This window comes from Acinetobacter sp. PC34 (assembly GCF_051789135.1).
Taxonomy (GTDB): domain Bacteria; phylum Pseudomonadota; class Gammaproteobacteria; order Pseudomonadales; family Moraxellaceae; genus Acinetobacter; species Acinetobacter johnsonii.
In genome coordinates this window covers 2,732,200-2,746,320 of the sequence record NZ_CP196664.1, presented here as the reverse complement: position 1 = coordinate 2,746,320, position 14,121 = coordinate 2,732,200, and the positions used below count along the sequence as shown (strand labels likewise).

The following is a 14,121-nucleotide window of genomic DNA, read 5'->3' as shown; positions in this document are numbered from 1 at the left end:
TTTGATCAAGCAAAGCTTACCAAACGCTCAGGGCTATAGGCGCTGGCGTCAACCGTTAAGCTTTGCTCCAACATCAATTCGCGTAGCAGTCGTGCAGATGCAGGCCCCATACATAGACCATTTCTATAGTGACCGAAGTTTGTCCAGAGATTGGCTATTTCAGGGAAGGGGCCGATATAAGGAACACCCGTTGGTGAACTTGGGCGTAGACCTGCCCAATGCTTCACAATTGGGAAATCTGCCAGCTCAGGCACCATATCCAAACAGGCTTTATAAATATTTTGCTGGGTTTGTAGCGAAGGGCGTTGGTCAAAACCGACATCCGCCATGCTTGAACCACAAACGATATGACCGTCCAAACGTGGAATCAGATACATAACCTGATTCATACACATGGTTGGTAGCCAGTTTTCAGGGGTTTTAAACAGTAACATTTGCCCTTGTACGGGGTTCACTGGAATGCTGCACTGGAGTTGTTCGGACCAGTGCTGTGACCATGCGCCTGTTGCAATCACCACATGATCTGCATGGTAGCTTTGTCCATCAGCAGTTTTTATCCCTTGAACTTGCTGATTGACTATGTCAAAGGTATGTACCCACGCTTGCTCATGAAAGGTGACTTGTGGCTGCCGTTTGAGGTATTCCACAATTGACTTGAGCAGTCGTGGATTACGGACGTTAGCCAATTGCGGAAAATGGATGGCTTGTTGAAAGCGCGTCGAAATGCGGGAATTGACCTGTTCCAGTTGCTCACGTTGCAAAAGCTCACAATGCTGCATCGGTTCTTGGTGTTGATCTTTATAATTTAGGCCAATGTCAAAATCAGCTTCATCAAAAATCAGCATACCTGTTTCGTGGATTTCAAAATCTATCCCCGAAACCGGACTAATTTTTTCATTCCATGCTTGATACATGCTTTTGCCATATTTGGCGAGGTCATTGACACTTTGTGGATAGCGCCATGGGTACATCGGGGAGAGAATCCCTCCACCTGCCCATGAAGCCGCTTGCCCCGCTTGTTGTTGATCAAAAATCTCAACAGAACAACCGTGTTCAATCAGCTCAAGCGCTGTCAGTAAACCACTGATTCCCGCGCCAACGATGGCAATATGCATTGCAACTCAATCCTTCTAAACGCGCTGTTATTTCATATCTTTTAGTTTTAGTGCAGCTTCTTCTGCAAAATAGGTCCAGATGCCATCTGCACCCGCGCGGCGGCAGCTCATCAGTGATTCAATAATCACGCTGTCCGATAACCAGCCGTTTTGGATGGCCGCTGCGAGCATGGCATATTCGCCACTGACTTGGTAAACGAAAGTCGGCACACCGAAGTTGTCTTTGACTTCACGGACAATGTCCAAATACGGCATACCCGGTTTCACAATCACCATGTCAGCCCCTTCTTGAATATCGAGGGCAATTTCATGTAATGCTTCTGCGCGGTTGCCGACATCCATTTGATAGTTGTATTTGTTGCCACCTTTGAGGTTGCTGGATGAACCGACCGCATCACGGAAAGGGCCATAGAAGCTCGACGCGTATTTTGCTGAATAGGCCATGATTGAGGTGTAGATATGACCATTGGCTTCAAAGGCTTGGCGAATCGCACCGATACGACCATCCATCATGTCACTTGGCGCAAAGACATCTGCTCCAGCTTCAGCGTGGCTTAACCCTTGTTTGATCAGTGCTTCAACGGTTTCGTCATTGAGTACATAACCCGTGTCATCAATGATGCCGTCTTGACCATGCGTAGTATACGGGTCAAGTGCGCCATCGGTAATCAGCACCATTTCAGGTAATTCTTTTTTGAGCAGACGTAGCGTGTTTTGAACCACACCATCTTCACGCCATGCCGCTTCTGCACTTAAGCTTTTATCTTCTTGGGGAGTAACTGGAAATATCGCCAGTTTCGATACGCCAAGTTCAAGTAAACGTTCTGCTTTTTTTAAGAGTAAGTCTGCAGATAGACGCTGCACCTTCGGCATACTGGGAATGTCTTGCGTTTGGTTTTGTCCCGGCAGTACAAATACTGGATAGATAAGATGATCTGTCGTTAAATGGGTCTCGCGAACCATAGAGCGCAGATGTTCATTTTTACGAATACGGCGCATGCGAGTAGCGGGGAAGGCGGGACGATTGAACGTATAGGTCATACAAATCTCGATAATCGGTATTAAACTAGGTCAGTATTGTAGACCTATCTTATGGCTTTGGGCACATATTGACGGGTTTTTATTGTTTTAAGAGTGAAGCAGATTGTTATGAGTAGTGGTGAAAAAAGCTGGACGGGCAGCATACACTTAGGAGCAAAAGTGGATATAGATGTGGTTTTTGAGCAGTTGGTTAAGGCTTTTAATGCGTCGCCATTTTTTAAGCACAACACCATGACCATGCGAGTCGTTGACGGGAAAATTGAAGCCTATATCGATATGCAAGATTACTTAATTGGCAATGTCGCGTTCCAAATTTTACATGGGGGCGTGGCTGCAACGGTTTTAGACAGTATTGGTGGCATTGTAGCGATGGGGGAGCTGTATAAAAAAGCGGAACCTGACACGATTGCGGACACCATTAAAAAAGTATCCCGTTTAGCTACAGTCGATATGCGAGTTGATTATCTTGCGCCGGGACGTGGAAAATACTTTATTGCCCGTGCTGAAACCCTAAGATTGGGGCGTAAAGGCTGCACCATGCGCATGACCATGGTCAATGATGAAGGCAAATCGATTGCAACAGCGATTGCTTCTTATGCTTATTAGTTTTAAATTAATTAAGTATTTAATATTCAAGTGAAATTTACAGCATCTAATAGGAAGTTGGATGCTGAAAACTAAAATAGACTGAGCAGTTACAATTTATTTTCTCAAAATGTGATTATTTGCTCTTAGAATGCATCAAATTTTATTGTGACTTTCTCATCGACACCAATGCAGACAATACTTGTCTGATGTCCCTTTCGCAGGGATGATGCCGGCTGACCAAGTCTGTTAGATTTAGGAAAAATCAATGACAGATGCCTCAAATACACTGCCAGATACTGATCCAGCCGATCAAATCAATGATCAAGCACTGAAAGCTAAACGTAAGAAAAGCTTAGGTTTCGTGGCTGTGATCCTGATCATTGCTGCCATTTTATTCTTGATTTGGAAACTGTTCTTTAACCATTCAGTTTCAACTGATAATGCTTATGTGGGCGCGGAAACGGCCTCGATTACCTCTATGGTGACAGGCCAAGTTGAAAAAGTTTTGGTCAGTGACACGCAAACTGTAAAAAAAGGTGATGTGCTGGTTTTGGTCGATCATCGTGATGCTGAAATTGCTGTAGCGCAAGCTCAGGCCGAATTACTTAAAGCACAGCGCCAGTATAAACAAAGTGCGGCCAACAGCAGCTCTCTAAACTCGCAAGTCTTTGTGAGTGATGACGCCATTCACAGTGCTGAAGCACAAGTGGCTAAAGCCAAAGCAGAGTTGGATAAAGCGCAAGATGACTTGAACCGTCGTCAGCAGTTGAGTGCGACAGGCGCGATTTCTAAAGAAGAATTAAGCACGGCACAAGCTGCTTTAAATAATGCACAAGCAGGCTATAACTTGGCGCAAGCGGGTTGGGCGCAGGCTAAATCCAGCCAGAAAGCTGCGCAAAGTAACTTGGCTGCAAATGAAGCTTTAATTCAAGGTAGCAATGAAAATTCAACGCCAGATGTTTTGGTTGCTCAGGCAAAACTGAAACAAGCTTTACTTGATTTAGAACGTACTGAAATTAAAGCACCATTTGATGGGGTGGTGACGAGCCGAAAAATTCAAGTTGGACAGCGTGTGGCGCCGGGTTCGGTGCTCATGGTGGTGGTGCCAATTTCACAGTTATATGTCGATGCGAACTTTAAAGAAAGCCAGCTTGAAAATGTGCGCCCAGGTCAAAAAGCGGTTTTAACCTCAGACCTCTATGGTGACTCGGTTGAGTTCCATGGCACGGTCTTGGGCTTTTCTGGTGGAACAGGTTCTGCCTTCGCGCTGATTCCTGCACAAAATGCCACAGGCAACTGGATTAAAGTGGTACAACGTTTGCCTGTACGTATTCAACTCGACCCGAAAGAGTTGGCTGAACATCCTTTACGTGTTGGCTTGTCGATGGAAGCTCAAATCGATTTGAAATCGAAGTAATTGCGCATGAATAGCTACGTTCCCTATGGTGACTTAAAGGGTGGTCGCCTTATGCTGGCGGCCTTCGTCCTCGCTTTGGCCAACTTTATGGTCGTGCTGGACATGACCATTGCCAATGTTTCTGTGCCTCATATTACGGGAAGCCTTGCGGTATCGAGTTCGCAAGGAACATGGGTGATTACCTCTTATGCCGTGGCTGAAGCGATTTGTGTTCCCTTAACAGGCTGGCTCGCAGGTCGTTTTGGCGGCGTGAGAGTTTTTACCTTAAGTCTGATTGGCTTCACCATATTTTCGGTATTTTGTGGTTTATCGACCAGTTTGGAAATGTTGGTTTTCTGCCGAATTGGCCAAGGTTTATTTGGTGGCCCGATCATGCCGCTCAGTCAGATGTTACTGATGCGGATTTTTCCTCCAGAAAAGCAATCCCAAGCGATGGGCATGTGGGCAATGACGACAGTGGTTGGCCCAATTCTTGGTCCGATTTTAGGGGGAACCATTAGTGACAACATGTCTTGGCACTGGATTTTCTTTATTAATATTCCTGTTGGGATAGCGTGTGCTTTTGCTGCGATGCGTCTGCTTAAACCTGCGGAAACCGCAACGGCCAAACTCAAAATTGATCGCGGTGGATTGATCCTTCTGATTTTATGGATTGGGGCATTACAGCTTATGCTCGATTTGGGGCATGAACGTGACTGGTTTAATAGTCCTGCGATCGTGGTACTGGCTTTAACGGCTGTGATTGGCTTGGTGATTTTTACCATTTGGGAGCTGACCGAACGGCATCCAGTGGTGAATATCCAAATCTTTAGATACCGTAGTTTCACGATTTCTGTCTTGGCACTAGCCTTTGGCTTTGGCGCATTTTTTGGCAGTATTGTACTGATTCCGCAGTGGTTACAGATCAATTTGGGTTATACCGCAACTTGGGCTGGTTATTTAACCGCAACCATGGGTTTTGGTAGTTTAGCCATGTCACCCATTGTGGCGAAATTGGCAACCAAATATGACCAACGTGCACTGGCCAGTTTTGGTTTGAGCATCTTGGGCGGGGTGACTTTGATGCGCTCGTTCTGGACCACAGATGCTGACTTTTTTGCATTGGCACTGCCGCAAATCTTGCAGGGCTTTGCTGTACCATTTTTCTTTATCCCATTATCAAATATGGCGCTGTCATCGGTATTGCCGCATGAAATGGCATCAGCCGCAGGTTTAATGAACTTCTTAAGAACTATGGCAGGGGCGATAGGCGCCTCTATTGCTGTCACTATTTGGGACGACCATACCAAAGTTGCACGTAGCGAAATGGTCGGCAGTTTGCATACAGATCAAACCCAGTCGGTGTTGATGCAGCAGGGAATGAGCGCGGAAGGTGCATTAGGCTATATTTCTAGTCTGGTGGATAAAGAAGCGTTGACCTTATCGGCAAACTATATTTTCCTGATCTTGGCCTTGGTGTTCCTATTTGCAGCATCTATTATTTGGCTCTGCCCTAAACCTAAAATAGGGGCAGGCGGTGGCGGGCATGCGCATTAAGGTAATAAAAAACCGCTTTCTTGAAGCGGTTTTTTATTATGCAATTTTATGATGTTTTTGACATCTCAAAACAATAGCGTTAAATAATCAAAGTTCTGACTTTGCACGTTTCAAGGCAGATTGCCATTGTTGTAAGTGAAACTCACGTTGATCTGGACTCATTTTGGGTTCAAAAGCACGTTCAAGCTGCCAAGACTGTGCAATTTCATCCAAACTTGAAAATACGCCACACCTTAACCCTGCCATGGCCGCTGCGCCCCATGCGGTCGACTCCTGCATCTTAGGGCGTAGTACAGGCACATTTAAAATATCGGCTTGAAACTGCATCAGCATGTCATTTTGGCTGGCACCACCATCGACGCGGAGCTCTTTCAGCGGCTGCTGGATATCGGCTTGCATGGCGGTCAGTACATCAGAGACTTGAAAGGCAATGGACTCTAAGGCTGCGCGAGCGATATGGGCCTTATTGGTTCCACGCGACATTCCACATAAGAGGGCACGCGCTTCACTGTCCCAATGTGGTGCACCGAGTCCAGTAAATGCCGGAACTAGCATGACGCCATCGGTATCTTGAACTGTACAAGCTAATTTTTCAACATCGCTACTTTTTTGAATAATGCCTAAATTATCTCGTAGCCACTGAACAATCGCACCGGCCATAAATACACTGCCTTCTAGGGCATAAGTGGTTTGATGTTGCGTTTTCCAACCCAGCGTCGAAAGCAGTTTGTTCTTACTGTATTGAACGGTCTCGCCTGTATTGAACAGCATAAAACAACCTGTGCCATAGGTATTTTTGGCAGTCCCAATGTCAAAACAGGACTGTCCAAACAGCGCAGACTGTTGGTCGCCTAATATGCCTGTAATCGGAATATTGGCACCGAGTAAGCCTGCCGCGGTATCGGCGACATAGGTGTCCGAGTTGATGATTTTTGGCAGTAATGCAGACGGAATATTAAATAGATCTAACAGCTCTTCATCCCACTGCTGGGTACTTAAGTTCATGAGCATGGTGCGAGAGGCATTGCTGACTTCGATGACATGTTGAGCACCTTGGGTAAGATTCCAAATCAGCCAACTATCAATCGTGCCAAAGGCCACATGCCCCTGTTCAGCCAGTGTGCGTAGACCATTGACATGCTCGAGTAACCAGACCAATTTTCCTGCACTAAAGTAAGGGTCAATTCGGAGTCCAGTTTTGGATTGAATCTTATCTTTTAGGTTTTGCTGTAGGAGCTGATTGCACCATTCAAATGCACGACGGTCTTGCCAGATAATGGCTGGTGCAAGCGGCTGACCTGTGCGTTTATCCCAAACCACGGTCGTTTCTCTTTGGTTAGTAAGGCCAATGGCTTTGATGTCTTTGGCTAAAATACGAGCAGAGGCCAGAGCCTGCTGTACAACGGCAATTTGTGAGCTCCAAATCTCTTGAGCATCTTGTTCTACCCAGCCTGATTGAGGGGTATGTATACGCGTTTCGCGTTGCGCCGTTGCCTGAACTTGACCTTGTTCATTGAAAATAATGGCACGACTCGAAGTGGTTCCTTGGTCGAGTGCAAGTAAGTAGCTCATAAATTATTTTATTGTTGGACTTGAAAACCAAAATATTAGCGCAATTATGTAATTAAGCGCATCAATATGTGTGTTTGTTTAGAAAATAGATCGTATTTTCTAGCAACTATGCTATGATTACCGCTACTTTGGGGGTGTTTCTGGCTTCGACGCTGGTGATGAAACTCATAGATGCATGTCGAGAGCGCATTTTCTCTCGTAAATCAAATTTGCATTTTTTAGTCGCAAACGACGAATCATACGCTCTAGCTGCCTAAGGGCAGCTTGTCCGCCTCTCCGAATACTTGTGGTTAGAGAGTCCGACTGAAGCGCACGCACACAAGTCCGTATAAAACTAAGCCTCGGGGTTTTGTACTAAATTAAGAGGATCGCGATTTGTACCCTGTTCGTCGGGTCACAAAGAGTTAAAACAGTAGACGATATCTAAGCATGTAGTATTCTCGAGCGTAGTGCTGGCGGACGCGGGTTCAACTCCCGCCACCTCCACCAAATGATGTAATCATGGTCAATCAGTAAGTATCAGAATTGATCATAAACCCTCAGAAAAGCCTTGAAATTTAACGATTTCAGGGCTTTTTTGTTAGTCATTACCTGTCATTAATAATCACGACCAATCATTGAAAATCACGGTCTATCAAATTAATATGTTATACCTTTGTTATACTGGTATAACACCTGCATGCTTTCAGACACACAAGTCAAAAATTTAAAACCAAAAGAAAAACGCTATTCAATGGCCGATGGAGAAGGGCTAATTATCTCAATTTTTCCGACAGGGAAGAAAAAATGGGTTTTAGCATATAGATACCAGGGCAAACAGAATCAAAAAACACTTGGTGAATATCCTGGCATAAGTTGTAAAGATGCAAGGCAATTGGCCCGTGACTTTAAACAACAGCTTTCAGGTAAAAAAATTGATGTTCCAACAGTGAAGGAAGTTATTGAAGAATGGCTTGCTATCATGCGTCCACGTTGGACAAGTCAAAAATATATAGATACCGTGGTCTATAGGCTTGGCTATATCACTGAAGAATTTGAAGCCATTAGTATTGATGAAATAGAACGAAAGCAGGTAGTTAATAGCGTTAAAAACATTGTGGCCAAAGGTACAATAGAAACTGCAAAGCGCTCTTTAAGGCTATTGAGTGATGTCTTTAATTTTGCGATCGCTTCTGACTATACAGAAAAAAATCCATGCCTACTGGTGGCAGATGTTATACCTAAACAAGAAGTAGAGAATTTAGCGGCATTAAAACCAGCAGAAATGCCAGAATTTTGGCAAAAGGTGCAACATTGCCAAGTTTCAGATGATTTGATGATTGCAATTAAACTAGCATGTTATACAGCTGTCCGTATTTCTGAGCTTTTATTTGCACGTTGGGATACAAAAGAAATTAATTTTGAAAAACGTGAATGGGTTATTCCAGCTTCTAGAATGAAAATGCGTCGGGATCATGTTGTGCCACTGACGGAACAAACTATTCAGCTGTTTAAATCCATGCATGACAGACGTATTAATGATGGATATATTTTTAAACATGCTCGAAAACCCAATTTTCCAGCGAGATCTGAAAGTATTTTGGCCATCATCAAGCGTAATGGATATGCAGGGCAGATGACGACGCATGGTTTTAGATCTGTATTTTCTACACACGCAAATAATTCGGGAAATTTCAGATACGATGTTATTGAATATCAGATTGCCCATGTTCCAAAAGACAAGATCCGCGGCATTTATAACCGTGCTGAATATTGGGAGGAACGCGTAAAAATGATGGAATGGTATGCTTTGGAAGTAGATAGTTGGTTGAAAGGTTAGAAAAAAACAAAAGTCATCTTAATAATCTGAAACTAATAGAATTTTGATGATATGTGAAAGGTTAGAAACTGGATAGATTGTGGCTAGTTTTGAATTAAAAAAGGGGCTGATTGCCCCCTTTTTTATGCCGCTGAACAGATATTTGTATCTGATTTCATTTTATTTAGTGTTGCTTCTGTCCATTGTTTTCGATTACCAAATACGCGCTCTGGTGGATACTTTGCCAGGTAATGTTTTTTGAATGTATTTACACAGATTCCAAGTTCTGCGGCAACTTTAACCATTGGATACCAATTCATTTCTGTCTTTCCTATAAACTTTTCAAATATTCAAATGCTTGGTGTGCAGTACTGACACACATGACGCTGTATTCGGTGCCGTTATGCTCAAAAATTTGTGCTTCTGTGAGAGTCCAGCGTAATTGTCTATATTCTTTTAAAGTTTTGAACCATTCGATGAAGTTCATCCTTCACCGCCTTTGTTTAATTTAATGTATTCACTGGTCAGGATTTCTATGGCTTCGGGAACTACGGCATACTTAGTTTCAAAGAGAAAACATTCCTTATCTGCCCAATTTAGTCCAGTGCTGTAAGCTGTTCTAATATCATCCTTAATAATTAAATTTATAAGTGGCAAATAGCTAACTTTTAGAATTGGGCTATTTTTGAGCCATTCATTGTAAAACTTTCTATTGCTCTTACGTGGCGCAGCAATCTTATGTTTTTCGTCAAAGGGTAAGGTTTTCCATTTATCTAAATCAATTTCTTGATCATGTTTAACTAGCATACCGACAAATTCAAAACCATGTGAAAGGCTGTCTCGAGTACAGAAATCTTCAAAACCATGTGCTTCTACAAATTTTTGAATTTCTATTTTTGCTGCATCTAGTTGGTCAAAAAAGGCGTTAATTTTTTCGAGTAAAGCTGCATCTGTAATTTTATAAAAAGCCATTTTTTTCCCCTTAATACCCATTTGCCTGTGGTGCTGAATCCAGCAGCTGTAAACTGTCTGCACGAATTTCTGTGCTGTAACGTTCCTGACCGTTTTGGTCGTTCCATTTACGTGTACGAAGTGAGCCTTCGATATAAACTTTTGAGCCCTTTTTTAAGTATTGCTGGGCAATTTCACCCAAACGATTGTTGGCCACAATGCGGTGCCATTCGGTTTGTTCAATCCATTCACCCGTTTGTTTGCTTTGACATTTTTCAGAAGTGGCGATTGAAAAATTGCAGATTGAACCGCCATTTGGAAAGCTTTTGCTTTCAGGGTTGGCACCTAGTGTGCCGACTAATACGACTTTATTTACGCCACGCATGATTCTTCTCCTGTAACTTTTGCAAAATGACTGAAATGTGCAGTGAAACATTTCTGATTATTGGTGAATGGAATGTCTGGATTTTCAATGTGGCAGACATATAGCTGGTCAGTGCCAACGATCTGTTTCACTTCAAAACGCTGATGACTGCTGACAATAAATTTGTAGCGTGCAAATTCATCAGGTATCCAAACGGTGTCACCCACTTGGAAGTCGTGAACGGTATTGATTTCAGGATCCGTGAATGGAAGGGCATCATCAAAATTAAGAGCTGAAGTTTCCAAGCCATCAAGATGCGCTTTGCCTGTGTCGACAATATTTTTCATTTCGTTGATCAAGATGCATGCTTCTGTTGGCATGTGTTGAACGCAATGATGCTGATTTAAAATGCTGTGCAAGCGAAGTACACGTGCTGAAAGTTCTTGGTGTTCAGCAATCATGGTGTAATAGCTTTGGTCTTTTTGGTTTTGAGCATTCATGCATTTTGCTCCAATGATCTTTTTTCATTTTTAATTTCTGTTGCAGTTGCTGGGTGAATCATTGCAGCGATACAACCACGCGAACCATTATTAAAAGTTACCCATCCATCTTTGATGTCTGTAATCACTTCAACTGTGTCGGGCATGAAAGCATCGATATAAACCACTTGCTGACCGGTTTGAAAATCACTCATTATTTTTTTGTCCCTAAATTTGGATTGGTGAAGATCCAACACTTCACGTTACGGCTTGGTTTACCTGGTACTTCACGACTTTTATTCACTGCTGCCACGTCATCGGCAGGGAAGCGGTCTGAATACACCTGTTTATTGCTTTCAATGAATTTGTACTTGCGTGAGGTGCGAAGTAATTTTTTCATTTCATTGATTTCAGGCAGCTGCTGATAATTGCGTGCAGCCACTTTGTAAATTTCGTTTAAGTTGATTGCGACCGTTTGAGCATCGGCAGGGTGATGGTTCAAGCCCCATTCTGGTGAACGATTGCCTTGAAGGTATTCGTAAGCGTCCCAGAATTTTTCCACGTCAGGATGATCACCATTCAACTGTTCAACACGTTCACGCGCCATTTGTTCAAGCATTTCTTGTGCTTCAAGCATGTCTTCCAAGTCGATTGGCAAAACGTGTTTGGTCATTGCTTCAATCAGTGCAGCCACTTGTGCATGACATAAGGCAATACGTGTATGTGTAATACCAATTTCATGATAGTGATCTTCAATTGACTGTAGCTTTGACGCATAGGTTTCCAATATCTTGTCTTCATTACGCAGACAATGGGTCATGAACGTGCATGCATCTTCAAGTTCCATGCGATCTAGTTCATCGACAATGCGTTTGGTTTCCAGTGACTGTCCTTTGCGGTCAAAGTACAAGTGCAAAGTACGTGTCAAAATTGCTTCTGAAGCCTGAATTGCCGTGTTTTGAGAAATCAGGATGGCACCACGAAACGGTGGTTCATAGGTTTCATTACCTGCAGTCTTTAAACCTTTAGAACGAATTGCACGACCGTTAAAAGCATCTTTGAGTTCATCCCAACTGAATTTAGACTTTTGAACAGCATTACCATTTACGTCATTACGGTCGCCCTCGATGAGTACGACAGGCAAATTGGCAATCTGTGCAAAGTTACGGTACACCGCCACGTTTGTTGATTTGTTTGCATCAAAGCCTTCATAGTCTTTACGGCCTGAAAGTTTCCACATCATTTCAATTAAACGAGATTTACCTGCACCGGCTTCACCGACAATTTCCATGAAAGGATATGAGCTGTGCATGCCGCGAATTTGTTCAGCAAAATATGAACCCATCCACCAAGCCAAAGCCACGATACCTTTTGCACCACGAACCTTGTGAAAGTCATTCCACCATGACGGATCAAACTGTTTTTTAGGGTTCAATGTGATCGCTGGTGAACTTGCCAGTGTTTTAATTTCCTGACGTTTTACTTTGAAAAAGTCATGCTCATTGATGGCAATGATTTGGCCTTTATGCACCGCATATTTTTCAAAGATGTAAGTCTGGTATTCACGGCTATAACCAATGTAGTCAATGGTTTTAACTTCACGTAAACGTTCGGTTTCACGTTTGATGAATGTTTCCAGGTGATTATCTGTACCTGTCCACATTGCACCAGACATCACAGACATGACACGTGGTTTGAACTTTGAACGTGATGACATTTGATCAGCTGTAAAGGTGGTTTTTGCTTCTGACCATGGGCTTTGCAATTTGAAGTAGTACCAAGATTCATCGGTGATTTCATTGCGCTGGAAGTACAACGGTTCAATCTGAGCGTTACAAATTTCTTTGGCTGCTGAACAATTCTTTAATGCACTTGAACGGATCTCTTTATCTGTGAGAATCTGACCACCATTTTCAGCGGCTTCATTGTTGCGATCTTCTAAATGCTGAACCGCTTTATTGAATTTGTCATAGTCGAGTTCCCACCAGTACAAACGGAATTTGTGGTTGTAATAGAACGTGTGGCGACGACCTTCATAGAAGTTATAAATCAGAAGACCTGCTTCTTCTGCAGTTTCAGCAATGAGCAATTCACCATAGTGTTTGTACTTTGGGAATTGATCAGGGTTGAGTTTGTCCCACTGGAACAAGTCATTCCAATCAAGTTTTTTACCGCCATTTGCCGGTGGCTGTGCAGCCGTAGATGACCAACCTTCAGCACGTGAACGTTCATGCCATTTAACTGTGTAACCTTTACCTGCCGAATCATTGTCGAATGCCCAACGTAAACGTGGCTTGTCAATTTTGAGTTCATGACAACGGTCTGCAATTTGTTTTAAGAATGCAGAAGGGTAGTTGACACATGACAGGCAAGATATGGCTTTGACACCTGACTGACTCAGTGCAATGGCATCAAAGATCCCTTCAGTGATCCAGATCGCTTGGCCTTTTTCCCCTAGACGGCAAATTTCATCCAATTCATGCACTGACCATGCTTGGCCAGCATTTTTAAAACCAAAATTGAAGCGTGCTTTTTTATTGCCAAAACGTTCAGGTCTGTCGATCAGACGTTCCCAATAGTTTTTGTCATCTAGCATAAAGCGAACAGTTGCAGATGATTCTTTACTGTCTTTATCTGTATAGAACTGCTGGGTGTATTTACCAATCAGATTAGAAATATCAAAACCACGACCTTCAGATAAAAATGCATCTGCTGCAGCATTTGGATTTGTGTCGGTTTGCGGATGGTATTCAGACCAGTCTTTGAATAAGTCTTCACAGATATCTTTGACGTGTTCTTCATAACCACATTTGACCAGACGACCACATTTCACCAAACGAGGATTGTGGGCATGGGTATAAAGTTCTTTTTTTCCGCATTGTGGGCAGACACCTTCACGGAACCATTCGCCACGTGTCTTGAAACTGAACATATTTTCAAGACGGTCAATAATGCGGTGTTTTAATTCAGACATTAATTTACGTCCTGATATTTTGTTTCTACGATTTGGAGCCAGTCGTTTGCATCTATAAGCGTCATAAGCTTTTGATCGCAAAGTGCTTCGATGTAACCTTTTAACTTTAGTGCAGCAATAAAGCGGAACGGGTCACGAAGTTGAGTCATTTGTTCAATACGTTCGTGCAGTGCTGCTGTACCGTTTCGGTTTTCAATCTGAGCTTTACGCTTTTGGCATATTTCTTTGAGTGTTAACATTCTGTTTACTCTTGCGTGAATTTGTAAACTTCTAAGCATTTTCAGAT

General features: G+C 43.0%; 14 protein-coding genes, 1 other RNA gene and 1 pseudogene. 5 read left to right on the top strand and 11 right to left on the bottom strand.

The window, feature by feature from the left end:
• Positions 1-5: 5 nt before the first annotated feature.
• Positions 6-1,115: a glycine oxidase ThiO gene (thiO, locus tag ACSC9N_RS13435; protein WP_058952293.1), complete on the bottom strand. Its 1,110-nt coding sequence runs from the start codon at positions 1,113-1,115 to the stop codon at positions 6-8.
• 27 nt (positions 1,116-1,142) lie between these two features.
• Positions 1,143-2,156 carry a porphobilinogen synthase gene (hemB, locus tag ACSC9N_RS13430; RefSeq protein ID WP_058952292.1) on the bottom strand — a complete coding sequence of 338 codons (1,014 nt, stop codon included), beginning with the start codon at positions 2,154-2,156 and terminating at the stop codon, positions 1,143-1,145.
• Positions 2,157-2,264: 108 nt separating this feature from the next.
• On the opposite strand from hemB, the gene ACSC9N_RS13425 reads away from it, so the two are divergent.
• From ACSC9N_RS13425 to ACSC9N_RS13415, 3 genes are all read left to right on the top strand, one after another.
• Positions 2,265-2,762, top strand: a complete 498-nt coding sequence (locus ACSC9N_RS13425) for a thioesterase family protein (RefSeq protein WP_058952291.1) — start codon at positions 2,265-2,267, stop codon at positions 2,760-2,762.
• 247 nt (positions 2,763-3,009) lie between these two features.
• The gene (locus ACSC9N_RS13420; RefSeq protein WP_004984327.1) at positions 3,010-4,161 is read left to right on the top strand and encodes an HlyD family secretion protein; all 1,152 of its coding nucleotides are present in this window, start codon (positions 3,010-3,012) and stop codon (positions 4,159-4,161) included.
• A gap of 6 nt (positions 4,162-4,167) precedes the next feature.
• On the top strand, positions 4,168-5,697 hold the full coding sequence (locus ACSC9N_RS13415) for a DHA2 family efflux MFS transporter permease subunit (protein WP_058952290.1): 1,530 nt from the start codon (positions 4,168-4,170) through the stop codon (positions 5,695-5,697).
• Between the two features lie 87 nt (positions 5,698-5,784).
• On the opposite strand, the gene glpK is transcribed toward ACSC9N_RS13415, so the two are convergent.
• Complete coding sequence (glpK, locus tag ACSC9N_RS13410) at positions 5,785-7,269, bottom strand: glycerol kinase GlpK (RefSeq protein ID WP_058952289.1); 1,485 nt, start codon at positions 7,267-7,269, stop codon at positions 5,785-5,787.
• A 130-nt stretch (positions 7,270-7,399) separates the two neighbouring features.
• Between glpK and ssrA the strand changes: the two genes are divergently transcribed.
• Positions 7,400-7,758: a transfer-messenger RNA gene (gene ssrA, locus ACSC9N_RS13405) on the top strand.
• A gap of 190 nt (positions 7,759-7,948) precedes the next feature.
• Positions 7,949-9,088, top strand: coding sequence for a tyrosine-type recombinase/integrase (locus ACSC9N_RS13400; protein WP_439036078.1), 1,140 nt, complete (start codon positions 7,949-7,951; stop codon positions 9,086-9,088).
• Positions 9,089-9,210: 122 nt separating this feature from the next.
• Here ACSC9N_RS13400 and ACSC9N_RS13395 read toward each other — a convergent pair whose 3' ends face one another.
• The 8 genes and pseudogenes from ACSC9N_RS13395 to ACSC9N_RS13360 all read right to left on the bottom strand — a co-directional run bounded on the left by ACSC9N_RS13395 (position 9,211) and on the right by ACSC9N_RS13360 (position 14,074).
• Positions 9,211-9,387 carry a hypothetical protein gene (locus ACSC9N_RS13395; RefSeq protein WP_004996092.1) on the bottom strand — a complete coding sequence of 59 codons (177 nt, stop codon included), beginning with the start codon at positions 9,385-9,387 and terminating at the stop codon, positions 9,211-9,213.
• Between the two features lie 11 nt (positions 9,388-9,398).
• Positions 9,399-9,554: a hypothetical protein gene (locus tag ACSC9N_RS13390; protein ID WP_439036077.1), complete on the bottom strand. Its 156-nt coding sequence runs from the start codon at positions 9,552-9,554 to the stop codon at positions 9,399-9,401.
• A complete protein-coding gene (locus ACSC9N_RS13385; RefSeq protein WP_439036076.1) occupies positions 9,551-10,039 on the bottom strand; it encodes a hypothetical protein in 489 nt (162 codons plus the stop codon). The genes ACSC9N_RS13390 and ACSC9N_RS13385 overlap by 4 nt, the downstream gene beginning before the upstream one ends.
• A 25-nt stretch (positions 10,040-10,064) precedes the next feature.
• Positions 10,065-10,403, bottom strand: a pseudogene (ssb, locus tag ACSC9N_RS13380) (single-stranded DNA-binding protein); the annotation flags it as partial.
• Complete coding sequence (locus ACSC9N_RS13375; protein ID WP_439036075.1) at positions 10,391-10,882, bottom strand: hypothetical protein; 492 nt, start codon at positions 10,880-10,882, stop codon at positions 10,391-10,393. The pseudogene ssb and the gene ACSC9N_RS13375, both read right to left, overlap by 13 nt.
• A complete protein-coding gene (locus tag ACSC9N_RS13370) occupies positions 10,879-11,076 on the bottom strand; it encodes a hypothetical protein (RefSeq protein ID WP_439036074.1) in 198 nt (65 codons plus the stop codon). The genes ACSC9N_RS13375 and ACSC9N_RS13370 overlap by 4 nt, the downstream gene beginning before the upstream one ends.
• Complete coding sequence (locus ACSC9N_RS13365) at positions 11,076-13,835, bottom strand: toprim domain-containing protein (protein ID WP_439036073.1); 2,760 nt, start codon at positions 13,833-13,835, stop codon at positions 11,076-11,078. The genes ACSC9N_RS13370 and ACSC9N_RS13365 overlap by 1 nt, the downstream gene beginning before the upstream one ends.
• Positions 13,835-14,074, bottom strand: coding sequence for a hypothetical protein (locus tag ACSC9N_RS13360; protein ID WP_439036072.1), 240 nt, complete (start codon positions 14,072-14,074; stop codon positions 13,835-13,837). Before ACSC9N_RS13360 ends, ACSC9N_RS13365 begins: the two co-directional genes overlap by 1 nt.
• Positions 14,075-14,121 lie beyond the last annotated feature (47 nt).

What these genes read in the sequence shown, in the direction of transcription:
- thiO (WP_058952293.1), bottom strand. Translation starts at nt 1,115, where the DNA reads ATGCATATTGCCATCGTTGGCGCGGGAATCAGTGGTTTACTGACAGCG.
- hemB (WP_058952292.1), bottom strand. Translation starts at nt 2,156, where the DNA reads ATGACCTATACGTTCAATCGTCCCGCCTTCCCCGCTACTCGCATGCGC.
- ACSC9N_RS13425 (WP_058952291.1), top strand. Translation starts at nt 2,265, where the DNA reads ATGAGTAGTGGTGAAAAAAGCTGGACGGGCAGCATACACTTAGGAGCA.
- ACSC9N_RS13420 (WP_004984327.1), top strand. Translation starts at nt 3,010, where the DNA reads ATGACAGATGCCTCAAATACACTGCCAGATACTGATCCAGCCGATCAA.
- ACSC9N_RS13415 (WP_058952290.1), top strand. Translation starts at nt 4,168, where the DNA reads ATGAATAGCTACGTTCCCTATGGTGACTTAAAGGGTGGTCGCCTTATG.
- glpK (WP_058952289.1), bottom strand. Translation starts at nt 7,269, where the DNA reads ATGAGCTACTTACTTGCACTCGACCAAGGAACCACTTCGAGTCGTGCC.
- ACSC9N_RS13400 (WP_439036078.1), top strand. Translation starts at nt 7,949, where the DNA reads ATGCTTTCAGACACACAAGTCAAAAATTTAAAACCAAAAGAAAAACGC.
- ACSC9N_RS13395 (WP_004996092.1), bottom strand. Translation starts at nt 9,387, where the DNA reads ATGAATTGGTATCCAATGGTTAAAGTTGCCGCAGAACTTGGAATCTGT.
- ACSC9N_RS13390 (WP_439036077.1), bottom strand. Translation starts at nt 9,554, where the DNA reads ATGAACTTCATCGAATGGTTCAAAACTTTAAAAGAATATAGACAATTA.
- ACSC9N_RS13385 (WP_439036076.1), bottom strand. Translation starts at nt 10,039, where the DNA reads ATGGCTTTTTATAAAATTACAGATGCAGCTTTACTCGAAAAAATTAAC.
- ACSC9N_RS13375 (WP_439036075.1), bottom strand. Translation starts at nt 10,882, where the DNA reads ATGAATGCTCAAAACCAAAAAGACCAAAGCTATTACACCATGATTGCT.
- ACSC9N_RS13370 (WP_439036074.1), bottom strand. Translation starts at nt 11,076, where the DNA reads ATGAGTGATTTTCAAACCGGTCAGCAAGTGGTTTATATCGATGCTTTC.
- ACSC9N_RS13365 (WP_439036073.1), bottom strand. Translation starts at nt 13,835, where the DNA reads ATGTCTGAATTAAAACACCGCATTATTGACCGTCTTGAAAATATGTTC.
- ACSC9N_RS13360 (WP_439036072.1), bottom strand. Translation starts at nt 14,074, where the DNA reads ATGTTAACACTCAAAGAAATATGCCAAAAGCGTAAAGCTCAGATTGAA.